The following is a 22,702-nucleotide window of genomic DNA, read 5'->3' as shown; positions in this document are numbered from 1 at the left end:
GCACATTCCCTGATGTGGTGGGCCGAGCACGATCTTGCGGCGAGGCGCGGCAGGGCGCTGCCCGCGCGGCGGGCGGGGCAGGACAGGGCGGGGCGGGGCAGGGCGGGGCAGGGCAGGGCAGGGCAGGGCGGGGTGCGGTGGGTCAGGTGGTCAGGTCGGCTGTCGGGTGGGATGGGCCGTCGCCGATGAGGCGGAAGCTGTCGGCTCCGGCCGGTTCCACCAGCCCGTCCTGCACCAGGCCGGCCAACGCCCGGGCGCGCTGCACGTCATCGGTCCAGACCTGGTCGAGGCGCTGCTGCGGGACCGGCCCGGTGGTCTCCCGGAGCACGCCGAGCAGCAGTCCGCGTACCTGCCGGTCGGTGCCCGCGTACCGCTGGGGCCGGCGGCTCGGGCCTGTCGGTGCCTCCTGGCCGGAGGCTCGCCACGCGCAGACCGACTCGACCGGGCAGGCCGTGCAGCGTGGTGAGCGGGCCGTGCAGAGCACCGCGCCCAGTTCCATGAACGCGGCGCTGGCAAGTGCGGCGGCGGCGGGCTCGGCCGGCAACAGCTCCTCGGTGGCGACCAGGTCGGCGGGTCGGGTGACAGGTCCGGCGTCCGGTTCACCCGCCACGGCTCGGCAGATTACCCGCCGTACGTTCGTGTCGACCACCGGGTGCCGCTGCCCGTACGCGAACGCGGCCACGGCACGCGCCGTGTAGGTGCCCACGCCGGGCAGTGCCAGCAACTGCTCCAGCCGGTCCGGCACCTGGCCGCCGTGCCGGTCCACGATCGCGACCGCGCACTCGCGCAGTCGGACCGCCCGGCGGGGATAGCCGAGGCGCCCCCACATCCGGATCGCCTCGGCCGGGGTGTCGGCCGCCAGCGCGGCCGGGTCGGGCCAGCGGGCCAGCCAGGCATGCCAGGCGGGCACCACACGGACGACAGGGGTCTGCTGGAGCATGACCTCGCTGACCAGGATGGCCCACGGGCTGACGCCGGGTTCCCGCCACGGCAGGTCACGTGCGTGCTGCTGGAACCACCGGCTGACCACTGTGGCGAAATCGGGTTGAGTCATGGCGTCGTCGATGATGTCACGCGGTCCGGTCCCGCTGGATGGGCGGCCCGGGCGGGGTGTCGCGGTGGCGATGGGCGGATCGGGCAGAATGCGCGGATGAACGAGCTCGCGATCACCGTCATCGGCCGGGACCGGCCGGGCATCGTGGCCGACGTCGCCGAGGTGCTGGCCCGACTGGGCGCGAACCTCACCGACAGCACCATGACCCGGCTGCGGGGGCATTTCGCGATGACCCTCATCTGCACCGGGCCGGACGCCGCGGAGGTGGAGACGGCGCTTGTGCCGCTGGCCGCCGAGGGACAGCTGTTGGCGACCGTACGCGCGGTCACGCCCGACGGCGAGGTGGCCCCGGCCGGCGAGCCGTACGTGCTGGCGGTGCACGGGTCGGACCGGATGGGCATCGTCGCGGCGATGACCCGGGTGCTTGTGGACGCCGGCGGAAACGTGACCGACCTGAGCACCCGGTTGGCGGGTTCGCTCTACGTGGTGTTGGCCGAGGTCGAGTTGCCGGCGGGGGTCGCCGAGACGGTGACCGGCCGGCTGCATCGGACGGCCGCCGAGTTGGGGGTCGAGGTCACCCTCCGGCCGGCAGACCCGGATCTGCTGTGAGCGACGGGCAGAGCGGGCCGGACGGCGGCCGGGACGTCGAGGCGTACGCCGGTCTGGGCGACTGGACGCCTGAGTCGCTGGCAGTGGCCGGCGAGGTGCGGGCCGTCGTCTCGGCCCCGCATCAGGTGTTGAGCCGGGCCGGGGACGAGGTCGATCCGACGGCCGAGGAGACGGTCCGGCTGGCCGCCGATCTGGTCGCCACGATGCGGGTCTCGCCTGGCTGCGTGGGTCTGGCGGCGCCGCAGGTAGGTGTGGCTGCCCAGGTCTTCGCAGTCGACGTGACAGGGCATCCGAAGGCGGTCACCGTGCACGGCACCTTCGTGCTCTGCAACGCCCGCGTGGTGGAGGCGACCCGCTGGAAGCCGGGGCGGGAGGGGTGCATGTCGGTTCCGGACCTGACCGGGGACGTGAAGCGGGCCAGTCGGCTGGTGGTGGAGGGTGAGCTGCCGGGCACCGGCGCGGCGGTCCGGTTGGTGACTGACGGCTTCGAGGCGCGGGCGTTGCAGCACGAGATCGACCACTGCGCGGGGCTGCTCTTCCTGGATCGGGTGGCCGGCGCGCACGCCGTCTACCAGCGCAAGGTCTACCTCTGAGCGGGCACTCGAAGGTCGCCACGTCCGTCCTCAGTGGAGGTTCGTCGCGCTGCCCCGGTGGCGCACCGGCGCGTCGTGACGGGCTGGTGGGCGCCGCGCGGCTACGGTGGGGGGCATCATGCGTCTGACGGTCGGCCCCCTGCCACCCGCCGTGTACTGGCGGCGTCGCGCCGTCGTACTCGGAGCGGGGCTTCTCTTCCTGATTGTCCTGCTCTACTCGTGCACCGGCTCGAGCCGCTCCGGTGGCCGACCGAATGCGGGGGCGAGCCCGACGGCGACTCCGACGTCCACGGCGAGTCCCGGCCCGGGTGGTCCGTTGTTGAGCCCGCAGACGGGGGCCCCGTCGGCGTCCGGGTCCGCGGATCCGAATACCCCGGACCGGTCGGCCGATCCGAATGCCACCGATCCGAGCCCCGAGACCACAAGCAACGACCCGCCGCCGGGTTCGGCCGCCGGGTCCGTCGACGACGGCACCTGCACCGACGCGGAGATCAGCGTGACCTCTGTGGCGCGACCCACCTCGGTGCAGCGCGGAGCGGTGGTCGACCTGCAACTGAAGATCAAGAACACCTCGGAGCGGACGTGCAGCCGTAACGTCGGCGCCGACCTCCAGGAGATCTTCATCAAGGCCGGTGCCGACAAGGTGTGGTCCTCGGACACGTGCGGCAAGGTCCAGGGCTCGGACGTGCAGTCCTTCACGCCCGGGTTCGAGCGCTCCTACCAGGTGGGCTGGAACGGGCGGGACACCACCCGCTGCGACGGCGCCGGGCTGGCCGCCGGCCCGTTCCCGCAGGCCGGGACGTACCAGGTGTTCGCGCGAGTCGGCACCAAGTACAGCGCACCCGTGAAGATCACCATCACCGGCTGAGCCGGATCAGACGTACCGCTCCAGGATGGATGCCTCGGCGAGCCGGGACAGGCCCTCCCGGACGCCCCGGGCGCGGGCGTCGCCCACGCCCTCGACGGCCTGCAGGTCCTCCACCGTCGCGCCCAGCAGCCGCTGGAGGCTGCCGAAGTGCAGCACCAGGCGGTCGACCACGGCCACCGGCAGGCGCGGCACCTTGGCCAGCAGCCGGAAGCCCCGCGGGCTGACGGCGGCGTCCAGCGCGTCCGATGCGGCCGGGTAGCCGATGGCCTTGGCGACCGACACCAAATCGATCAGCTCGGTGGCGCCGAGCAGGTCCAGCTCGACAAGCGCCTCGTCCAGCGTGCGGGACTTGCGGCCGACCGGGAGGTAGTCCCGGATGACAAGCGTGCGGTCGGCGTCGACGCCGGCCATCAGCTCGTCGAGCTGAAGGGCGAGCAGTCGACCGTCGGTGCCCAGCTCGACGACGTAACCGGCGATCTCGTCGGCGATCCGGCGAACCATCTCCAGTCGCTGCACCACGGCCACCGCGTCCCGTACGGTGACCAGGTCCTCGATCTCGAGCGCGGAGAGCGTGCCGGAGACCTCGTCCAGCCGGAGCTTGTAACGCTCGAGGGTCGCCAGCGCCTGGTTGGCCCGGGAGAGGATCGCCGCCGAGTCGTCGAGGACGTGTCGCTGACCGTTGACGTAGAGGCTGATGATCCGCATCGACTGGCTTACCGAGATCACCGGGTAGCCGGTCTGCCGGGCGACCCGCTCGGCGGTGCGGTGCCGGGTGCCCGACTCCTCCGTCGGGATGGACGGGTCGGGCATCAGGTGCACGGCCGCCCGCACGATGCGGGTGCCGTCGCTGGAGAGCACCACGGCGCCGTCCATCTTGCACAGCTCCCGGACCCGGGTCGCGGAGAACTCGACGTCCAGCGGGAAGCCGCCGGTGCAGAGACCCTCGACGACCTTGTCGTAGCCGAGCACGATGAGCGCGCCGGTGCGCCCCCGCAGGATGCGCTCCAACCCGTCCCGCAGCGCGGTGCCGGGTGCCATCAGGGCGAGGTTCGCCCGCAGCGGATCGCCGGCGCTCCCGGCAGCGGCGGTCACGCTCACGCTGATCGGGCGGGCTGGCGAGCCCACGGCGCCGGTGCGGGCCTGGGGCGGCGCGCCGGCAGGCTTGGTGGTATCGCGGTCGATCGGCACGGGCACAGTCTACGGACTGCCGTGCGGTGGGTGCTGTCGTGGTTACTGTGATGTGTCACGATGCCGCCCTTCGAACCGTTTCCACTTGCGCCGATGCTGTCCGGTATCGCCGTTCGCGTCGACACGCTGGGTCACTCGGCGGACGCGCGGGCCGCATGGTGCAGCGCCGAGCGGACGTCAGTGACCTCGGTCACCCGCATCCCGTCGGGCCCGGCGCCCGTGCTTGCCGGACCGCAGCCCGGTGGGACCAGCGCCACCTTGAACCCCAGGCGGGCCGCCTCGGCCAGCCGGCGCGGCACCGCCCCGATCCGGCGCACCTCGCCGGTCAGCCCCACCTCGCCGATGGCCACGAGGTGCGGCGCGATCGCCAGATTGAGCCCGCCGGAGGCGACCGCCAGCGCGACTGCCAGGTCGGCCGCCGGCTCCACCACCCGGATCCCGCCCACCGTGGCGGCGAAGACCTCGCGGTCGTGCAGGGTCAACCGCTCGGTACGCCGTTGCAGGACCGCGAGCACCATCGCCAGGCGGGCGGAGTCCAGGCCGGAGACCGTACGACGGGGTGAGCCGGCCACGGTAGCGCCGATCAGGGCCTGCACCTCGGTGACGAGGGCCCGCCGCCCCTCCATGGCAACTGTCACGCAGGTGCCGGGCACGGGTTCCGAGTAGCGGGTGAGGAACAGCCCGGACGGATCGGCCAGGCTGCTGATGCCACCCTCGTGCATCTCGAAGCAGCCGACCTCGTCGGCCGCGCCGAACCGGTTCTTGACGCCGCGCACCAGCCGCAGCGAGGAGTGCTTGTCGCCCTCGAAGTGCAGCACCACGTCGACCAGGTGCTCCAGCACCCGGGGCCCGGCCACCTGGCCGTCCTTGGTGACGTGGCCGACTAGCACGGTGGCGATGCCCCGCTCCTTTGCCACCGAGACAAGCGCGGCGGTGACCGCGCGCACCTGCGTCACGCCACCGGGGACGCCCTCGGTGCCGGTGGTGGAGATGGTCTGCACCGAGTCGAGCACCAGCAGGCCGGGCTTGACCGCGTCGAGGTGCCCGAGCACCGAGGCCAGGTCACTCTCGGCCGCCAGGTAGAGCTTGTCGTGCAGGGTGCCCATCCGCTCGGCACGCAGCCGGACCTGGCTTACCGACTCTTCTCCGCTGACCACCAGGGAGGGGCTGCCGGCGCCCACCGCCCACTGCTGGGCCACGTCGAGCAGGAGTGTCGACTTGCCCACGCCGGGCTCGCCGGCGAGCAGCACCACGGCCCCGGGCACCAGCCCACCGCCGAGCACCCGGTCGAGCTCACTCACACCGGTGGGCACGGCGCGGGCCGGGGCGGCGCTGATGGTGGCGATAGGCCGGGCCGGCTCGGACGGCAGTCGGGAGCTGACCACTCGACCGGCCACCGTGGGGCCGGTGACAGTGCTCTCGACCACGGCGCCCCACTCGCCGCACTCCGGGCAGCGGCCCACCCACTTGGGCGGCTGGTGCCCGCAGGCGTCGCACTCGTACGCCGGACGCGGCTCGCGGGTGGCGGACCGGCCACGGGCGGCACCGGCCGTGCCGGCACGCGGAGAGGTCGATCGGGAGGTGGTCACACCAGGACGCTAGCCCTCTCGTGCGACGAAAACACCCCGGCGTGGTGGTTCCCACGCCGGGGTGTTCGTCGATGTCGGGGGTCGGTCAGTCGTGGGTGGTGCCGCCCTCGTCGCCCTCGTGGCCGCCCTCACGCTCGATGATCGGCGAGACGGGCGCCGCCGGGGTGAGCGGCACCGCGATCGGCGCCTGGCCGGTGACCGTGTTGCCGTTGCCGAAGTCGAAGGTCACGACGACGTTCTGGCCGGAGCGCAGCGCCTCGGTCAGGCCGACGAGCCGCAGCTGGGTGGTGGCCTCCGAGTTGAGCTGGAGGTAGCTCAGCGGGGCCAGCTCGATCCGGGCGGGCTCGCCCGGCGCGGCGGGGCTGGCCGAACCCGACGCCCGCGCCGACTCCGGAGCGGACGGGGTCGCCGAGGACGAACCGGTCTCGGACGGGGTCGCCGACGGGCTGGCCGAGCGGGACTCGGGGGCCGACGGGGTGGCCGAGCCGGTCGGAGAGGCCGACTCCGAGGCGGACGGCGTCGGGCTCGCCGAGCCGTCCGAGATCAACACCTCGCGGGCGCCCTGGGTGGTGACGGTGACCGTCACGGTGCTCTTCGAGTCGTTGTAGATCACCGCGTTGAGCGGTGCGTCCTGGCCGGCCCGGTAGCCCTCGGTGCCTGGGTAGGTGACCAGCAGGCCACGCACCGAGTACGCGCCGTTGGGGGTCGTGAGGTTGACGCCCTGGACCGACGGCTCCTTCAAAGCCGTCTCGGCGATCTGGCCGGCGCCGCATCCGGACGCGAGCAGGCTGGTAGCAGCCGCCATCCCGGACAGCAGCAGGGCCGCCCGCCGGGATCCCCTGATCGAGCGCGTCACGTCGGTCCTCCTCGTTACGATCCCCACCCGGCCGCACGCCGGGCACGGTGGCCATACCCGCGCAGACCGCGCTCCAGGGTAGTTGGAGCTGATCGAGGCCCGCACGGGGACCCGGCAATGCCACCTCTCCGGGTGCCCCTCACACCACCCGACCGCTCGCGACCAGCAGAACGACGTCGATCAGGGCCACCAGCATGACCGCCCGGAAGGCGGACACCGGCCGCCGGCCCGCCCGGGCCGCCGAGCGCCCGGCGTACCAGCTCAGTGGCGGCACGACGGCGGCCGTGCCGACCGCCGCCAGCCCGAGGGCCGACGGTGGCCCGGGCGGCCCCAGGACCAGGACGGCGGTCGCGGCGAGGAGCAGCCCCGCCGCGGCCGCCCGGCTGCCCGCCGCGCCGAGGCGGTGCGGCAGGCCGCGTACCCCCGTCCGGGCGTCGTCGGCCAGGTCGGGCAGCACGTTGGCGAAGTGCGCGCCGGCCCCCAGGCAGGCCGCCGCCGTCAGCAGCCAGGCCGGCGGGGTCGGTTCGCCGGGCAGCGCCAGCACCACGAAGCCGGGCAGCGCGCCGAAGGAGACGGCGTACGGCAGCACCGACAGGACGGTGGCCTTGAGCGGCCAGTCGTAGAGCAGCGCGGAGACCAGGGCGACCGTGAGCCAGAGCGCCGCCGTGGGGTTCGTGGTCAGCGCCAGCAGCGGGCAGGCCAGCGCGGCCACCGCCGCGGCCCAGGCCGTGACGCGCCGGCCCACCGCGCCGGCGGCGACCGGTTTGTCGGTACGCCCCACAGTGGCGTCCCGCTCGGCGTCCAACGCGTCGTTGGTCCAACCGACGGCGAGCTGGCTGGCGAGTACGGCGAGCACCACCGAGACGATTCCCGACGGCCGGTGCCCCACTCCCCAGGCCAGCAGACCGGACACCGTGGTCACTGCGACGGCCGGTTCCGGATGGCTCGCTCTGACCAGCCCTAACACCCTCGACGACATAAGGGAAGTCTGGTCGTTACCGAGCAGTCGTGCCACGCTCGGTGCCATGCGAGACGTGGCTGCGGCCGCGGCGTCCACCGGTCCCCGGGTGCTGCCGCGCAACGATCCGCGCCAGTACGACGACCTGGCCGGCGAGTGGTGGCGGCCCGATGGCGCGTTCGCGATGCTGCACTGGCTCGCCGCGGCCCGCGCGGCGCTCGTGCCGCCGGCTACCCGCCCGGACGCGGTCCTGGTCGATCTGGGCTGCGGCGCCGGGCTGCTGGCGCCGCACCTCGCCGGTAAGGGTTACCGGCACGTCGGTGTCGACCTGACCCGCTCGGCGCTGGTCCAGGCCGCCGGGCACGGGGTGCGCGTGGTCCAGGGTGATGTCACAGCGGTGCCGCTGCCCGACGGGTGCGCCGACGTGGTCTCCGCCGGTGAGCTGCTGGAGCATGTGCCGGACTGGCCGCGCGCGGTGGCCGAGGCGTGCCGGCTGCTGCGCCCGGGCGGCCTGCTGGTGCTGGACACCCTTAACGACACGGCGCTGGCGAGGCTGGTCGCGGTACGGATCGCCGAGCGGCTGCCGACGGTGCCGCGCGGCATCCACGATCCACGGTTGTTCGTGGACGCTCGCGCCCTCGTGACCGAGTGTGCCCGGCACGGTGTCGAGCTGCGCCTGCGTGGCATCCGGCCGCAGGTCGGCGGCCTGGTCGCCTGGTTGGTACGGCGGGCGCGCGCGGCTCCCACGCCGGACGCGACGCCGACGGGCCGTGCCCCGCGCATCGTGCCGACCCGTTCCACAGCCGTGCTGTACCAGGGCCGGGGGGTCCGCAGAGGATAGACGGCTCGTGGCGGGGTATGGGACGCCGAGGAGGAAGCGATATGACTGTGCACGCGCTTGAGGCCGCCCGCCGGTTGGCGCCGCGGTTCGCCGCGCGGGCGGCGGAGCACGATCGGAACGGCTCCTTTCCGGTCGACGACTTCCGTGACCTGCGGGAGGCCGGCCTGTTCGGGCTGCTGGTGCCCCGCGCGCTGGGTGGCCTGGGCGCCAGCTTCGCCGAGTACGCCGCAGTGGCCACCGAACTTGCCCGGGGCAACGGCGCGACCGCGCTGGTGTTCAACATGCACGCCTCGGTGACCGGCGCGCTGGGCGCGGTCACCGAGGAGTTGGCCGAGGCCCTGGGTGTGCCGGACGAGGCGCTGGCCGCCCGGGACCGGCTCCTCACCGCCGCGGCTGAGGGCTCCTGGTACGCCGTCGCGATGAGTGAGCGCGGCGCCGGTGCCCGACTGTCCCAGTTGAGCACCGTCTACGAGCCGACCGACGGTGGGTGGCACCTCAAGGGCAGCAAGACCTTCTGCTCCGGGGCGGGGCTCGCCGACGGTTACCTGGTGGCCGCGCGCAGCTCCACCGACCAGTCGGTGGTGTCGCAGTTCCTGGTGCCGGCCGGTGACGGTCTGACAGTCGAGCCGACCTGGGACGCCCTCGGGATGCGCGCGACCTCGTCGCACGACCTGCACCTGGACGTCACAGTGCCGGCCGACCGGCTGCTCGGCGGCGTGGAGGGGCTGGCGCTCGTGGTCGCCCAACTGATGCCGCACTGGTTGGTGGCGAGTTACGCGGCCGTCTACGTGGGGGTGGCCCGGGCGGCGATCGACGCGGCGGCCGAGCATCTCAACGCCCGCAACCTCGCCGGCCTGCCGGCGGTGCGGGCCCGGCTGGGCAGGGCGGACGCGGCGACGGCGGCGGCACACCTGGTGGTGGCCGAGGCGGCCCGTCGGGTGGACGACGCACCGGGCGACGCGGAGACCAACCGCTGGGTGTGGCGGGCGAAGCTGCTGGCCGGCACCACGGCCGCCGAGGTGGCGGCGTCGGTGCTGGAGGCGGCGGGGACGTCGGCGACCCGGCGCGGCCACCCGTTGGAGCGGCTCTACCGGGACGCCCGCTGCGGCTCACTGCACCCGGCCACCTCGGACGTCTGCGCCGACTGGCTGGGCATCGCCGCGCTGGGCGGGGACCCGGACCGCGACGCATCGGCACCGCGTTGGTGAGGGCGCGCGGCGGGACACGTGCGGGGGAGGAGCCGGCCGGGTGGCCGGTGGGACGGCCAGGGGGAGGACAGCGTCTGACGAGAGGTGGGGATCGTGTCCGTACCAGTGATCGCGGGGCTCGGGGCGGCGCAGCCGCCGTCGGCTTCGCAGGACGAGTTGTGGGAGGGCTTCTTCTCCCGGCACTTCTCCGGCACCACCAGGTCGTTGGCCCAGCGAATCTTCGCCAACTCGGGGGTGACCCGTCGTCAGGCCGCGGTCAACCCGTTGCTGGAGGACGTCTCGGACTGGCCGACCGAGCGCCGGATGCGCCGCTACCAGGTGGAGGCGCTGCCGCTGGGCAAGGAGGCGGTGGGGCGTGCGTTGACGGCGGCCGGGCTGGACGCCGGCGAGGTGGGCCTGTTCATCGTCTGCTCCTGCACCGGGTACGCCACCCCGGGGCTGGACATCCTGCTCGCCCGCGACCTGGGCATGGCGGCGGACACCCAGCGGATGTTCGTGGGCCACATGGGCTGCTACGCGGCGCTTCCGGGGTTGGGCGCGGCGAGTGACTTCGTCACCGCCCGGGGCCGCCCGGCGCTGCTGCTCTGCGCGGAGCTGACCAGCCTGCACATCCAACCGTCCACCGCCCGGGTGGACACCCAGCAGATCGTGTCGCACGCGCTCTTCTCGGACGCCGCTGTCGCCGCCGTGGTGGTGCCCGGTGGCCGGGGGTACGCGTTGCGCGAGGTCACGTCGGTCACCGACACCTCGACCGCCGACCACATGACCTGGGACGTCACCGACGCGGGTTTCCGGATGGGGTTGTCGCCGAAGGTGCCGCAGGTCCTCTCCCGGCACGTTCGCGCCCTGGTGGACGGCCTGTTGGCCCGACACGGCGGCGTCAGCTCCGACGTGGACGGCTGGGCGGTGCATCCGGGTGGGCCGCGCATCCTCAACGTGGTCGAACGGGAGTTGGCTCTGCCGCCGGAGGCGTTGGCCGCGTCCCGGGCGACGCTCGACGAGCACGGCAACTGCTCCTCGCCCACAGTCCTGTTGATCCTGGACCGGTTGAGTCGATCGACGCCGGCGCCCCGACGGATCGTCATGCTGGCGTTCGGTCCGGGCCTCACCCTCTACGCGGCCCTGCTCGATCGACAGGACTGAACGTCCTCTGCCCCGACCGGTAGGCTCACCGCATGGATGCGGGGGACGACCGGTTGCGGTCGGCGGTGCTGGCCGGGGTGGCCGTGGCCGCCCTGGCGGTGGGCGGTTGGTGGTGGCGGGCCGCCGCTCCCGAGACGGCGGCAGGTTCGGCGGGACCGTCGACGGCCACGCCGAGCGCCGGGCCGTCGGTCAGCACCGCCCTGGAGCGACTCCTGGCCTCGGAGGTGCCCGAGGATCGGGTGACGGTGCGGATAAATCCCGAGAGCGGCGAGGTCGTCGAGTTCGAGAGCCGCTCGGCGGTCGACCCGCAGACGGGGAAGACCCTCGGCTCCGAGGACGCTCCGGGCGATCTGCCCGTGTTCCGGGAGACGATCTGGCGGGAGCAGCGGGAACTCCCACCGGGGGAGGGCGTGACCAGGCAGGCGAGCGCCGACGGCGCCCACTACGTGCTGCAGTACCGGTGCACCCGCCCCGGCGCCTTGGCCGTGACCGGCACCGGAGCGGAGATCGCCGGTCCGCCGCGCATCGACTGCGACGGCGCGGTGGCCACCGCCGAGGTGCGGCCCGGCCGAGGGCCGTTCCTGGTGTCCCTGTCGGCAGTGGGCGACGAGCCCATCGACGTCGAGGCGCAACTCGTCGCCATTCCCTGAGCGGGAGGGCCGGTCAGGCGGCGAGGGCGGTGAGGTCCTGCCGGTACGTCTCGACCGATCCCAGGTCGGGCAGCACCCGGGTCACCACGCCGGCGCGGTCGACGAGCAGGGCGGTAAGTGTGCCGGGGCGGGCCGCTTGGCCCACGAACGCGCGCAGCCCACCGGCGGGGTCGGCCAGTGTCCGGACGCCGTTCGCCGCCGGCGGGGTCTCGACAGTGCGTCCGCCGGCCACGGTGATCACGGCGACACCGTGGGGCGCCGCCGCGGCCGCCTCGACGACGCGCTCGGGGCAGGGGCAGCCGTCCACCAGGATGATCATGGCGGGCAGCAGGCCGCGCAGCGGCACCGGCGCCTGGGAGGCGTCGACCAGGTCCAGCGCGGGAAGCGCCCGACCGGTGAGCGCCACGGGTGGCGTGGCGGGTGCCGGTGAGGGTCGGTCGGTGCCCCGGCCGGCGCGGGGCCAGGTCACGGCGAGCAGGCCGGCCAGGGTGGTGAGCAGCGCCACCAGTAGGACCAGCAGCGGCAGGGTGAGGGCGCGGTGCCCGGTGTGGCGGCCGGCCGCCCGGCGCAGCTCGCGGCGCACCTGCGCGGCCTCGCCGGCCAGGGCCGAGGCGTCGTCGGGGACGACGACGCGGCCCCACTCGGGTGGCAGGTCGGGCAGCCCGTCGGGCGGCCCGTGGCCCTCTGCGTCCGGCTTGCCCATCGGACCCCCAGGTAGCGTCTCGTGAGCGGCGTGTGACTCGGACTCCAGCGTCCCGCACCGGGGGCACCTCCCGCTACACCTGGGCGCGGTTCCGCCGGGCGGGATACCATGGAGGAGCGCATAGCCCTTGATCTCGACGTTCTGTTCACCCGTATCGGGAAGTCATCCGTGCGTTACGGAGCGTGTTCGAACCATCGGTTTGACCGCCTGTCAAGCTGAAGAAAGACCTCTCACAGGGCCCCTGAGCTGCGCCAACGGTCAGGACATCGGTGAGACATCGTTGCCTGAGCGTGTTACCCTAGACACAGCGAAAGGGGTTTCGAACCTATGGTTTTCAGTGTCGGCGAGACCGTTGTTTACCCCCACCACGGGGCCGCACTCATCGAGGCAATCGAGACTCGGGTCATCAAGGGCGAGCCCAAGCAATATCTCGTCCTGAGGGTCGCGCAGGGTGACCTGACGGTCCGGGTGCCTGCCGAGAACGCCGAGATCGTGGGCGTCCGTGAGGTGGTCGGCGAAGAGGGCCTCGGTAAGGTCTTCGACGTTCTCCGGGCTCCGCACACCGAGGAGCCGACCAACTGGTCGCGGCGTTACAAGGCCAACCTGGAAAAGCTGGCCTCCGGCAACCCGCTGAAGGTCGCCGAGGTCGTGCGTGACCTGTGGCGCCGGGAGCGGGAGCGGGGCCTCTCCGCAGGCGAGAAGCGGATGCTGGCCAAGGCCCGTGACATTCTCGTCGGCGAGGTCGCGCTGGCTGAGAAGAGCACCAAGGACGAGGCGGAGACGCTGCTCGACAAGGTCCTCACCGAGGCCTAGTCCGTACAGCATCGTCGTACCCACTTCGTAGCGAAGAAACCACCGAGGACCGCGACGTGACCGCGCAGCTCAATCCGCGCGGTGACGTCGCGGTCCTTGTGCCTGCGGCGGGTGCCGGCGTACGGCTCGGTCCCGGCCGACCCAAGGCGCTGCGCCTGCTCGCGGGCGAGCCGCTGCTGGTGCACGCCGTGCGCCGGCTCGCCGCCGCCGCGTCGGTGCGCACCATCGTCGTGGCCGCGCCCGCGGGCGAGGTGACGGGCGTCCGTGAGCTGCTGGCGCCTGTGGCGCCGGTGATCGTGGTGCCCGGTGGGGCCGAGCGGCAGGCTTCGGTCGCCGCCGCGCTGGCAGCGGTGCCGGCCGGCCCGACGATCATCCTGGTGCACGACGCCGCCCGCGCGTTGACCCCGCCCGATCTTGTCGAGTCGGTCGCCGCCGCGATCCGGGGCGGCCGGGCCGCGGTGATTCCCGTCCTGCCGGTCGTCGACACGATCAAGGAGGTCGACGCCGACGAGGTGGTGCTCGGCACCGTCGACCGTGCCGCCCTCCGGGCGGTGCAGACTCCGCAGGGCTTCCGCCGGTCCGTCCTGACCGCCGCGCACGCCGCGGCCGGCGACCCGCTCACCGACGACGCCGGCCTGGTCGAGAAGCAGGGCATCGCCGTGAGCTGTGTGCCCGGCTCGGAGTACGCCCTGAAGATCACCCGTCCGTTCGACCTGGCACTGGCGGAGCACCTGCTCGCCGCCGACGGCTGACGCGTAACCTCTGCTCATGATCGTTCCTCGGGTGGCCATCGGCACCGACGTGCACGCGTTCGAGCCGGGCCGGCCCTGCTGGGTGGCCGGCCTGCTCTGGCCCGACCAGGACGGTCTCGCCGGGCACTCGGACGCCGACGTCGCCGCCCATGCCGCCTGCAACGCGCTGCTCTCCGCCGCCGGCCTCGGTGATCTCGGCGCCGCCTTCGGGGTGGACCAGCCGGAGTGGGATGGGGCGTCCGGAGTGGCGCTGCTGACCGAGACTGCCCGCCGGGTGCGGGCAGCCGGCCTGGAGATCGGCAACGTCTCCGTGCAGATCGTCGGCAACCGTCCCAAGATCGGCCGCCGTCGGGCCGAGGCTCAGCAGGTGCTCTCCGACGCCGTGGGCGCCCCGGTCACCGTCTCCGCCGCGACCACCGACGGGCTCGGTTTCACCGGCCGTGAGGAAGGTCTGGCGGGCATCGCGGTCGCCCTGGTCTACGCCGCGCCGGCCGCCTAGGCTCGCCGCGATGTCCACCGAATCCGCCCCCGACCGGTTCGCCGGCGACGGCTACCTCGAACGCGCCCAGCTCCTCGCCGAGCTTGGCCGTCACGACGAGGCGGCCGGCGAGCTGACCGAGGGGCTCGCGCTGAAGCCCGCGGATTCGCAGGCCCTCACCATGCTGGCCCGGGTGCAGCTCGCCGCCGACCGGCCGGTCGACGCGCTCGCCGCCGCCGACGCGGCAGTGACCGCCGCGCCGGAGGCCCTGCCGGCGCTCGTCGTCCGGGCCATGGCACTTGTCGACCTGGGGCGCTACGCCGACGCGGCGACCACCGCCGACCGGCTCCTGGCGCTCGGGCCCACCGACGCGTACGCCCAGCGCAGCGCGGCGGCGATCCTGGCCGACTCGCGCAACGGGCAGCCGGCGCTGAACGCGGCCTGGCGTGGGGTCGAGCTGGCCCCGCAGGAGCCGCAGGCGCACCTGGTGCTCAGCCTGGTCGCGGCGCGGCTGGAGCTGTTCGACCTGGCCGAGCGGGCCTACCGGGAGGCGCTGCGACTCGATCCGCGCCTCACCGACGTCGGGCACGACGTCGGCGTCCTGCGCCTGGAGCAGCGCCGCTGGTCGGAGGCGTTGGAGCAGGTGGCGGAGGCGGTGACGCTCGGCCCGAGCCGGATCGACTCCCCGCGAACCCTCGCGCACGGCCTGCATCGCCTGGTGCTCTACGGCGCGGGCTGGTCACTTGTCGCCGCGGTGGTGGTGGCGTTCGCGGCCTCGACGAGCGACGGGTTCTCCCGTGTCCTGGCGGTGCTCGCGGCCCTCACCGGCGCCGTGGTGGTCTGGCAGCTCGCGGCTCGCCTGCCGGGGCTCACCCGGACCGTCCTGCCCGCCATGCTGCACTCGGACCGCACGATGGCCGTGGCGATCTACGCGGTGGCAGTCGCGCCGGCGCTGCTGCTCGTGTACGCGGTGGTCGGCTCGCCGTGGCCGCTGGTGCTGGCGATCGTCGCGACCGCGATAGCCGAGTTCGCCATCTTCACCAGAACAACCTTCCGCTAACCCAGGCAACCCAACCCACGGCAACACCACAACAGCTCAACAAGCGTCTGTCAGCTCGCCCAGGTCAGGGTTTTCGCCGGAGCCCGACCCGCGGAGGGATCAAGCCTGACCGCCCGGAGCGGGTCGGGCTCCGGCGAAAACCCAAAGAGCGACTAAACAGCACGCGCCCACGTCCAGGCGTACCCCTCGTCCTCGCACGCGCGCGCCGCGTCGCACAGGTCGAGGGGCCGGAAGGTGTCCACCATGACAGCCAACTCGTCGAAGTAGTCCGCGCCGATGGAGCGTTCGGCGGCGCCCGGCTGGGGGCCGTGGGTGAAGCCGGACGGGTGCAGCGAGATCGAACCCTGCTCGATGCCGGAGCCGCGTCGGGCTTCGTAGTTGCCGCCGGTGTAGAAGAGCATCTCGTCGGAGTCGACGTTGTGGTGGTTGTACGGGACCGGGATCGACTGCGGGTGGTAGTCGACCTTGCGGGGCACGAACGAGCAGATCACGAAGTTGGGGCCCTGGAAGGTCTGGTGCACGGGCGGGGGCTGGTGGATGCGGCCGGTGATCGGTTCGAAGTCGTGGATGGAGAACGCCCACGGGTAGAGGTGACCGTCCCAGCCGACCACGTCGAACGGGTGGTTGGCGTACACGTAGCGGGTCCAGCCACGGCGGTGGCGGACCAGCACCTCGACCTCCTCGCCGTCGACGAGCAGGGGCGAGTCCGGGCCGCGGACGTCGCGCTCGCAGTAGGGCGAGTGCTCCAGGAACTGGCCGCGGACGGAGAGGTAGCGCTTGGGCGGGCCGATGTGCCCGGCCGCCTCGACGGTGAGCAGCCGGACGGGCTGGTCACCGGTGGGTACCAGCCGGTGGATGGTCGAGGTGGGGATGACGACGTAGTCGCCGGCGACCGCGTCCAGCGCCCCGAACGGCGACTCGACCCGCAGGGTGCCCGCCTCGACGTAGAGGCAGTGGTCGCCGGTGGCGTCGCGGAACAGCGGGGAGGGCCTGTCGGCCAGCACGTACCCGATGCGGACGTCGTCGTTGGCGAGCAGGTACTGCCGGCCGAGGATCGGGTCGGCGCCGCCCGCGTCGAGCTTGTGTGTGCGCAGGTGGCGGGGCTTGAGCGGCAGGTTCGGCGCTCGGGTGAACGCGGGCGGGGCGAACTCGTCGGCGGCCAGGATCGCCGTGGGGGCGTGCCTGTGGTAGAGCAGGGACGAGTCGGAGGAGAAGCCCTCCTGACCCATCAGCTCCTCGGCGTAGAGGCTGCCGTCGGGCTGGCGGAACTGGGTGTGGCGCTTGCGCGGCACCTCGCCGACGCTGCGGTAGTACGGCATTTCGCCTCCCGATATATCCCGTTCACCGGTCAGAGGCGTCCGATAATCGGACGCTGTTGTCCGTTCCTCGTAGCGTCCCGTACATTCTTGTTCCGTGTCAACGCAGGTGCCCGCGCTCCTCCACGGCCTGGTGGACGACGCCGCCGTCTTCCCACCGGGCAGCGCCGCGCTGCACGACGCCCTGGTCGCCCACCGTCGGCACCGCGCCTCCTGGTACGCCGACCTGGTCGGCCCGTTGCTCGTCCCCGCCTCGACGGTCGCGGCAGGCGAGCTGAGCGGTCTCGTCGACCCGGCCGAGGGTCTGGTGGTCGGGCTGATCGGCGACACCGGGATCGGTCGTCTGCCCCTCGCGCTGTCGTTCCTCGCCCCGGACGGCGTGACCGCACGACAGGTCGAGGTGGCGGTCGCCAAACGCGGCGAGGACCCGCTGCCGGGCATCGCCGAGCTGTTGCGGCTGACCGACGCCATGCCGGGCGTCGAGACCGTGTACGCCGAGCTGCCGCTTACCTTCGGGCTGCTGGGTGCGCTGGACGCGCTCGTCGCCGCCCGCGCCGACGGCGTGCCGATCGCCGCCAAGTTCCGCACCGGTGGGCTGGCCGCCGAGCTGTTCCCCACCCCGGCCGAACTGGCCGCCGTGATCTGCGCCTGCCGGGACCGGGCCCTGCCGTTCAAACTCACCGCCGGGCTGCACCAGGCCGTGCGCCACCTCGACCCGGAGACCGGGTTCACCCACCACGGCTATGCCAACGTGCTGGCCGCGACGCTCGCCGCCGCCGCCGGGGACAGCGTGCGGATGGTCGCCGAGCTGCTGACCGCGCTCGACCCGCGCCCGCTGCTCGAACGCGCCAACGCGCGCCTGGACACGCCGCGCCCGCTCTGGGTCGGCTTCGGCTCGTGCAGCATCCTGGAACCACTTACCGATCTGATCCGGCTGGGGCTGGTGAACGGGGGGCACGACGCATGACCTGGGTGACAGGCGTTGACGGTTCGCCGTACGGGGTGACGAACCTGCCGTACGGGGTGTTCTCCTCGGGCGGCGGCCGGCCACGGATCGGCGTACGGATCGGGTCGTGGGTGTTCGACCTGGCCGGTGCGGAGACCGCCGAGCTGGTGCTCGCCGCCGGCGCGCTGTGCCGACCCACCCTCAACGACTTCATGGCGCTGGGCCGCCCACAGTGGACGTCGGTCCGGCAGCGGATCGTCGAGCTGCTGAGCGACGCGACGCACCGTCCGGCGGTGGAGCCGCTGCTGGTGCCCCTGACCGACGTGGAGCTGCTGCTGCCGTTCGAGGTGGCCGACTACGTCGACTTCTACTCCTCGGAGCACCACGCGTCGAACGTCGGGCAGATCTTCCGGCCCGGTCAGCCACCGCTGCTGCCCAACTGGAAGCACCTGCCGATCGGCTACCACGGGCGGGCCGGCACCGTCGTCGTCTCCGGCACGCCGGTGACTCGGCCCACCGGCCAGCGGGCGTCCGCCGAGGGTCCGGTCACCGGCCCGTCGGTACGCCTCGACATCGAGGCCGAGGTCGGCTTCGTGGTCGGTGTGCCCAGCCCGCTGGGCGCCCGGGTGTCAGTCGACGACTTCGCCGACCACGTCTTCGGCGTGGTGCTTGTCAACGACTGGTCGGCCCGCGACATCCAGGCGTGGGAGTACCAGCCGCTCGGCCCGTTCCTCGGCAAGTCCTTCGCCACCTCGGTCTCGGCGTGGGTGACCCCGTTGGACGCGCTGGCCGACGCCTTCGTGCCGGCTCCGGAACAGGACCCGCCGGTCGTCGACTACCTGCGCGACGTGCCGCACCTGGGGCTCGACCTGCGGCTGGCCGTCGAGTGGAACGGCGAACGGGTAAGCGAGCCGCCGTTCGCCGGCATGTACTGGACCCCGGCCCAGCAGTTGGCGCACCTCACCGTCAACGGCGCGTCCCTGCGCACCGGCGACCTGTACGCCTCGGGCACCGTCTCCGGCCCGGACCGGTCCCAGGTGGGCTCGTTCCTGGAGCTGACATGGGGCGGGGCCGAGCCCGCGAAGGTGGGCACCGAGAGCCGTACCTTCCTCGCCGACGGCGACACCGTCACCCTCACCGCCACCGCGCCCGGCCCGGACGGCACCACAATCGCCCTCGGCGAGGTCACCGGAACGATCCGCCCGGCCCGCTGAGCCGACGCACCGGCCAGCCCGTTGAGCCGGCCCGCCGGGAGCACGTGCACCTCCGCTCGCGTCTGAGTCCTACCCGTCTCATCGATGGGACTCGTGCTCGCACCGTCTGTGCGATCACCAACCGTGGTTACCCCGTTGGTCATCCGGACCACGTCGCTCCGCCAGCCGTACGGCCGGATCTCCCCCGGTCGTCAGGTGGTGGGGCATCCCGACGCACACGGAGGTAACGACTATGCACGATCTCACCGGAGCGCTCTGGCGCACCAGCAGCCGCTCCAACGACCAGGGGCTCTGCGTGGAGGTGGCGGACAACCTGGTCGACGTCCTCGGTCTGGTCGCTCTCCGCGACTCCAAGGACCAGACCGGCCCCACGCTGGCCGTCAGCCCGCCGGGGTGGACGGCGTTCATCGGCGCGATCCGGGGCGGTCGCTTCGACCGCTGACCGGCACGCCGGGCACCTGTCGACGATCGGTGCCGGGCGACCGCCGAAAGGGACGACGGGGCCTCCGGGTGGTGGAAATTCCGCCCGGGGGCCTCGTCCTGCCCTCACCGCGCGTACCGTCGACGACACGGGAGGGTGGCATGTCGACGGTGGCGGTTACCGGTTTCATCGAGGCGCGCGCTGTCGATGTCTGGTGTCTGCTGACCGATCTGCCCGGCCGGGTCACCCGGTTGACCGCGGCCGGCCCGGTCGAGGTGCTGACCCCGGGCCCGTTCGGGCCGGGCACCGCCTGGCGTGAGGAGCGCGCCCAGCCGGGCGGTGGCACCCTCACCGAGGAGTTCCTGGTGGTGGAGGCGCTCGCGCCGCAGCGGCTGGTGCTGTGTTCCTCCGGCGCCGGTGCGGACTACCGGATCACCTGGAGCCTGCGCCCGGTCCGGCGTCGCCGCCGGGCCCGCACGGCGGTCACAGTCACCCAGGAGGCAGTGCCCACCGATCCGTACGGCCGGGTGGTGGCGTTGCTGCTCGGTGGCCTCGCCGCCCGGGCGGTCGAGGTGGCGCTCCGGCGCGACCTCGCCGACCTGGCCGTCGCGGCCGGCACCCTCGGCTCGGTCGAGGCGGCCTGACCCGCTCACCTGCGCACCACGACCCGTACGACCTGGCGGGGATCCGGTCGGTTGCGCTGGGTAGGGTGCCGGGCGGAGGTGCGGCATGGGGTTCCCGAGGGGCCGAGGACGATTGGTGCTGGCGGCGGCGGTGCTGCTCGCCGTGGCGGCCGTCGCGGTCATCGTCCACCGGGTGCTCGCGCCGGCCGAGGTGAGCACGCCGGCGCGCGGTGATCATCCGGACGCGCCCCGACCCGCCGCCGGTGTGGTCGGTCGGCTGCCGGTCGCCCCGTTGATCGTGGACGGCAGGCTGCGGGTGTACGCCGCACACCGCCAGGTCTACGCCGACCGGCCGGTCGACGGGCGGCACCGGGCCACGCCCTACTGGTCGTACCGGCGCTGGCCGGCGGAGTTGACCGGGGTGGTGGCGAGCGGCAGCACCGTGATCAGTCGCTGGTCCGACGGCCGGCTCGTCGCGCTCGACGCGTCCACCGGGCGGGTGCGGTGGCGGGCCGACGGACCGGTCCCGGCCCGGAGCACGGCTGTGGTCCGGCGGACCGGGGCAGCCACGGTCTGGGACCCGCGCGGGCTCCTCCTCGCCGATCTCGCGGACGGCCGGACGGTGCTGACGGTCACCGGGGACACGGAGGCTCGCGGGGTGGACGTGGCCGGTGGCCGGGAGCTGTGGCGGGCCGACCTGCCCGGCGGCTGCCGCAGCGACCTCGGCACCACTGCGACCGGGCAGTTGATGGGCCTGGACACCTGCGCCGGGCCGGCCACGATCGAGTTCCGGGACGCCGCGACGGGTGTGGTGGGTGAGCGTTGGCGGCCGCCGGGCGACGCGGATCGGCTGGTGGTCACCCCGCTCGGTTGTCGTACCGACCGGTCGGGCTGCCTGGCCCTGCGGACGGCCGGCCCCGGGGACGCCGGTGGCCGCGGCTGGCTGCTGGGCAGTGGTGCGCCGCTGGCCGCGCCCGCGCTGGACCCGGCCGGGGCAACCGTGGCCGGTGACCAGGCCGTCGCCGTCGTTGACGGGGTGGCGGTGGCCCGCTCGGCGCGAACGGGCGCCGAGCTGTGGCGTTTCCCGGGCCTGGGACCGGCGCGGGTGCTCGCGGCGCAGCCCGGCCGGGTGCATCTGCTGACCGAGGCCAACGAACTGGTGACGCTCGACCCGGTGACCGGTGCGCTGCTCTCCCGCTACACGCTCAACGTCGGCTCGGACGGCACGGGCTGGGTGCCCGGAGCGGTCTCCGCCGAGGACGGCTACGTCGCTGTGGAACGGCTGCGTGAGCCGGTCGACCCGAGCGGCGATGACCAGCGCTACTACCTGACCTCCGAGGCGGTGATCCTGGCCGCCACCTGATCGGGGCACCGGACCGTGAAACTTTCACCGCATCTGACCAGAAAAGGTACTTTTCTCACGGTTCAGGTTTCCGGTGGAGGGGGTCGGCATGGGCAACAGGGCAGCCAGATGGTGGGTCGGTGGCGTGCTGGCGGCCACCACGGGCCTCGTGATCACGGTGCCTCCGACCCTCGCGTCGGACCGGCCGTCGGCGAGCGCGTTCGCCGCCGTACGGGCCGCGCCGTCGGACGACACGGGAGTCACCTTCGAGGTGGTGCCCGCCTCGCCTACCGTCACCCCGCCAACGCCGACGCCCACCGCCACGGCAACGCCCCCGCCGACCCGGCACCCGCTCACTCCGACGCCCAGCCACGGCGGAGAGTTGCCTGTCACCGGCTCGGGTGGGTCGGTTCTGCTCCTCGTCGCGCTGGGTCTGACTCTGCTTGCCGTCGGTTGGCTGGCCGCACGCCGCCGCCGACCCAGCTGACGCATGCCGCCGACCGACCGCCGATGGGCTTCGGCGGCCGGTCGTCAGCGGGTCTCAGCGTCCGGCCGGGACCCGCTCGCGGGGTGCGGCGGCAGGGGCGCGACGGGACCGACGGGACCGGAGCAGGAGCACCGCGAGACCGGTGATCAGCAGCAGTGCCCCCACTGTCGCCCCCAGCGTCCAGGGAGACAGCATGCGGGAGACGACGCTGCCCTTGCGGCCGGCCTGGCCCGGGTCGGGGAACTGGATCCGCGCGGTCCCGCTCCGCTTCACGAGCCCGCTCTCCAGGTGCACCTCGGCCTTCCAGGGGCCGTTCGACAAATCGACGGGGAGCCGGGCGACGACCTGTCCGGCGCCACCCGGGGGCAGCGTGACGCCCTGCCCGACGGGGAACGGGCCAGCCCGGCTGCCGGCCGGTCCGTCGCTCAGGGCGACAGTGCCGGTCAGGTCGATGGCACGGCCGCCGGTGTTGGTGACCTGGACGGTCACCGACGGCACGCCCTCGGGACTGCGGGCCGGCCGCACCTCGCCGATGGCGAAGTCGGAGGCCGGTTCGCCACCGGGACCGATGTCGAGATACATCCGAACACCTACCCGGTGGATCTGCTTGATCTCGCCGCCGGCCCGGGGCGCGGAGGTGGCGGACGCCCAGACGACCCCGTACCGCTCGCCGCGGGATGCCTTCGGCGGCACCGTGACTGTCGCCCGGACCCGGGCCTCGCCCCACGGCTCCACCTCCACAGCCGTCTGGTCGAGGGTGATCCACGAGGTCAGCTCGTTCTCGGCGTGACCCTCGCCGAACGTGAACGCCGAACCCTCAAGCGTCGCCGCCGCCGGGTACACGTCGATGCGGCGGGCTTCGTCGGTGCGGTTGGTGATCAACAATTGTCGCTTGATCGTCGTGCCCGGCGGGAGATGATCGACGATGTAGCGCAACGCCCGGGGGTCGTCGCGACGATTGCTCGGCGCCTCCAGCAGTCGGATGCCGAG

Annotated in this window: 25 protein-coding genes; 17 read left to right on the top strand and 8 right to left on the bottom strand. The window is 73.4% G+C overall.

The annotated features are described in order from the left end of the window. Positions 1 to 142: 142 nt before the first annotated feature. Positions 143 to 1,054 carry an A/G-specific adenine glycosylase gene (locus tag OOJ91_RS19455; protein WP_266246882.1) on the bottom strand — a complete coding sequence of 304 codons (912 nt, stop codon included), beginning with the start codon at positions 1,052 to 1,054 and terminating at the stop codon, positions 143 to 145. Between the two features lie 96 nt (positions 1,055 to 1,150). On the opposite strand from OOJ91_RS19455, the gene OOJ91_RS19450 reads away from it, so the two are divergent. The 3 genes from OOJ91_RS19450 to OOJ91_RS19440 all read left to right on the top strand — a co-directional run bounded on the left by OOJ91_RS19450 (position 1,151) and on the right by OOJ91_RS19440 (position 3,124). After that, positions 1,151 to 1,663: a glycine cleavage system protein R gene (locus tag OOJ91_RS19450; protein ID WP_266246880.1), complete on the top strand. Its 513-nt coding sequence runs from the start codon at positions 1,151 to 1,153 to the stop codon at positions 1,661 to 1,663. Then, positions 1,660 to 2,256 carry a peptide deformylase gene (locus OOJ91_RS19445; RefSeq protein WP_266246878.1) on the top strand — a complete coding sequence of 199 codons (597 nt, stop codon included), beginning with the start codon at positions 1,660 to 1,662 and terminating at the stop codon, positions 2,254 to 2,256. Before OOJ91_RS19450 ends, OOJ91_RS19445 begins: the two co-directional genes overlap by 4 nt. 118 nt (positions 2,257 to 2,374) lie before the next feature. Continuing rightward, positions 2,375 to 3,124, top strand: coding sequence for a hypothetical protein (locus tag OOJ91_RS19440; RefSeq protein ID WP_266246876.1), 750 nt, complete (start codon positions 2,375 to 2,377; stop codon positions 3,122 to 3,124). Between the two features lie 6 nt (positions 3,125 to 3,130). On the opposite strand, the gene disA is transcribed toward OOJ91_RS19440, so the two are convergent. The 4 genes from disA to OOJ91_RS19420 form a co-directional block, all read right to left on the bottom strand. Beyond that, positions 3,131 to 4,312: a DNA integrity scanning diadenylate cyclase DisA gene (gene disA, locus OOJ91_RS19435; protein ID WP_007466050.1), complete on the bottom strand. Its 1,182-nt coding sequence runs from the start codon at positions 4,310 to 4,312 to the stop codon at positions 3,131 to 3,133. Positions 4,313 to 4,443: 131 nt separating this feature from the next. Next, entirely contained in the window at positions 4,444 to 5,901 is a 1,458-nt protein-coding gene (radA, locus tag OOJ91_RS19430; protein ID WP_266246874.1) for a DNA repair protein RadA, read from the bottom strand. Positions 5,902 to 5,986: 85 nt separating this feature from the next. Beyond that, a complete protein-coding gene (locus tag OOJ91_RS19425; protein WP_266246871.1) occupies positions 5,987 to 6,757 on the bottom strand; it encodes a hypothetical protein in 771 nt (256 codons plus the stop codon). 139 nt (positions 6,758 to 6,896) lie between these two features. Beyond that, complete coding sequence (locus tag OOJ91_RS19420; protein ID WP_439117081.1) at positions 6,897 to 7,736, bottom strand: UbiA family prenyltransferase; 840 nt, start codon at positions 7,734 to 7,736, stop codon at positions 6,897 to 6,899. A 46-nt stretch (positions 7,737 to 7,782) separates the two neighbouring features. Between OOJ91_RS19420 and OOJ91_RS19415 the strand changes: the two genes are divergently transcribed. From OOJ91_RS19415 to OOJ91_RS19400, 4 genes are all read left to right on the top strand, one after another. After that, positions 7,783 to 8,556 carry a class I SAM-dependent methyltransferase gene (locus tag OOJ91_RS19415; RefSeq protein WP_266246868.1) on the top strand — a complete coding sequence of 258 codons (774 nt, stop codon included), beginning with the start codon at positions 7,783 to 7,785 and terminating at the stop codon, positions 8,554 to 8,556. Between the two features lie 41 nt (positions 8,557 to 8,597). Continuing rightward, positions 8,598 to 9,764 carry an acyl-CoA dehydrogenase family protein gene (locus OOJ91_RS19410; RefSeq protein ID WP_266246865.1) on the top strand — a complete coding sequence of 389 codons (1,167 nt, stop codon included), beginning with the start codon at positions 8,598 to 8,600 and terminating at the stop codon, positions 9,762 to 9,764. 84 nt (positions 9,765 to 9,848) lie between these two features. Further along, positions 9,849 to 10,907 carry a type III polyketide synthase gene (locus tag OOJ91_RS19405; protein ID WP_266246864.1) on the top strand — a complete coding sequence of 353 codons (1,059 nt, stop codon included), beginning with the start codon at positions 9,849 to 9,851 and terminating at the stop codon, positions 10,905 to 10,907. 32 nt (positions 10,908 to 10,939) lie between these two features. Then, complete coding sequence (locus OOJ91_RS19400) at positions 10,940 to 11,557, top strand: hypothetical protein (protein ID WP_266246862.1); 618 nt, start codon at positions 10,940 to 10,942, stop codon at positions 11,555 to 11,557. Positions 11,558 to 11,570: 13 nt separating this feature from the next. Here the strand turns inward: OOJ91_RS19400 and OOJ91_RS19395 are convergent, their stop codons facing one another. Continuing rightward, complete coding sequence (locus OOJ91_RS19395) at positions 11,571 to 12,260, bottom strand: hypothetical protein (RefSeq protein WP_266246859.1); 690 nt, start codon at positions 12,258 to 12,260, stop codon at positions 11,571 to 11,573. 327 nt (positions 12,261 to 12,587) lie between these two features. Here OOJ91_RS19395 and OOJ91_RS19390 point away from each other — a divergent pair, with 327 nt between their 5' ends. From OOJ91_RS19390 to OOJ91_RS19375, 4 genes are read left to right on the top strand one after another with little or no spacing between them, the layout of a single operon-like run. Then, entirely contained in the window at positions 12,588 to 13,073 is a 486-nt protein-coding gene (locus OOJ91_RS19390; RefSeq protein WP_007073334.1) for a CarD family transcriptional regulator, read from the top strand. A gap of 56 nt (positions 13,074 to 13,129) precedes the next feature. After that, a complete protein-coding gene (ispD, locus tag OOJ91_RS19385) occupies positions 13,130 to 13,825 on the top strand; it encodes a 2-C-methyl-D-erythritol 4-phosphate cytidylyltransferase (protein ID WP_266246826.1) in 696 nt (231 codons plus the stop codon). Between the two features lie 16 nt (positions 13,826 to 13,841). Then, positions 13,842 to 14,324 (top strand): 2-C-methyl-D-erythritol 2,4-cyclodiphosphate synthase, encoded by a 483-nt coding sequence (ispF, locus tag OOJ91_RS19380; RefSeq protein ID WP_266246825.1) that lies wholly within the window; start codon positions 13,842 to 13,844, stop codon positions 14,322 to 14,324. A gap of 10 nt (positions 14,325 to 14,334) precedes the next feature. Continuing rightward, positions 14,335 to 15,363 carry a tetratricopeptide repeat protein gene (locus OOJ91_RS19375; RefSeq protein ID WP_266246824.1) on the top strand — a complete coding sequence of 343 codons (1,029 nt, stop codon included), beginning with the start codon at positions 14,335 to 14,337 and terminating at the stop codon, positions 15,361 to 15,363. Between the two features lie 152 nt (positions 15,364 to 15,515). On the opposite strand, the gene OOJ91_RS19370 is transcribed toward OOJ91_RS19375, so the two are convergent. Beyond that, positions 15,516 to 16,682 carry a homogentisate 1,2-dioxygenase gene (locus OOJ91_RS19370; RefSeq protein ID WP_266246823.1) on the bottom strand — a complete coding sequence of 389 codons (1,167 nt, stop codon included), beginning with the start codon at positions 16,680 to 16,682 and terminating at the stop codon, positions 15,516 to 15,518. Between the two features lie 94 nt (positions 16,683 to 16,776). Between OOJ91_RS19370 and OOJ91_RS19365 the strand changes: the two genes are divergently transcribed. From OOJ91_RS19365 to OOJ91_RS19340, 6 genes are all read left to right on the top strand, one after another. Then, complete coding sequence (locus OOJ91_RS19365; RefSeq protein ID WP_266246821.1) at positions 16,777 to 17,646, top strand: hypothetical protein; 870 nt, start codon at positions 16,777 to 16,779, stop codon at positions 17,644 to 17,646. After that, entirely contained in the window at positions 17,643 to 18,839 is a 1,197-nt protein-coding gene (gene fahA / locus OOJ91_RS19360; protein WP_266246819.1) for a fumarylacetoacetase, read from the top strand. Before OOJ91_RS19365 ends, fahA begins: the two co-directional genes overlap by 4 nt. Before the next feature lie 232 nt (positions 18,840 to 19,071). Beyond that, the gene (locus OOJ91_RS19355; RefSeq protein WP_266246817.1) at positions 19,072 to 19,281 is read left to right on the top strand and encodes a DUF397 domain-containing protein; all 210 of its coding nucleotides are present in this window, start codon (positions 19,072 to 19,074) and stop codon (positions 19,279 to 19,281) included. A 140-nt stretch (positions 19,282 to 19,421) separates the two neighbouring features. Next, positions 19,422 to 19,904: an SRPBCC family protein gene (locus tag OOJ91_RS19350; RefSeq protein WP_266246816.1), complete on the top strand. Its 483-nt coding sequence runs from the start codon at positions 19,422 to 19,424 to the stop codon at positions 19,902 to 19,904. An 85-nt stretch (positions 19,905 to 19,989) separates the two neighbouring features. Beyond that, the gene (locus tag OOJ91_RS19345; RefSeq protein ID WP_266246813.1) at positions 19,990 to 21,246 is read left to right on the top strand and encodes an outer membrane protein assembly factor BamB family protein; all 1,257 of its coding nucleotides are present in this window, start codon (positions 19,990 to 19,992) and stop codon (positions 21,244 to 21,246) included. Between the two features lie 88 nt (positions 21,247 to 21,334). Further along, positions 21,335 to 21,712, top strand: coding sequence for an LPXTG cell wall anchor domain-containing protein (locus OOJ91_RS19340; protein WP_266246811.1), 378 nt, complete (start codon positions 21,335 to 21,337; stop codon positions 21,710 to 21,712). Between the two features lie 54 nt (positions 21,713 to 21,766). Here the strand turns inward: OOJ91_RS19340 and OOJ91_RS19335 are convergent, their stop codons facing one another. After that, on the bottom strand, positions 21,767 to 22,648 hold the full coding sequence (locus OOJ91_RS19335) for a hypothetical protein (protein WP_266246809.1): 882 nt from the start codon (positions 22,646 to 22,648) through the stop codon (positions 21,767 to 21,769). Between the last annotated feature and the right edge of the window lie 54 nt (positions 22,649 to 22,702).

The sequence above is a fragment of the Micromonospora lupini genome, from assembly GCF_026342015.1.
Taxonomy (GTDB): domain Bacteria; phylum Actinomycetota; class Actinomycetes; order Mycobacteriales; family Micromonosporaceae; genus Micromonospora; species Micromonospora lupini_B.
This window is presented reverse-complemented; position numbering and strand designations above follow the sequence as displayed.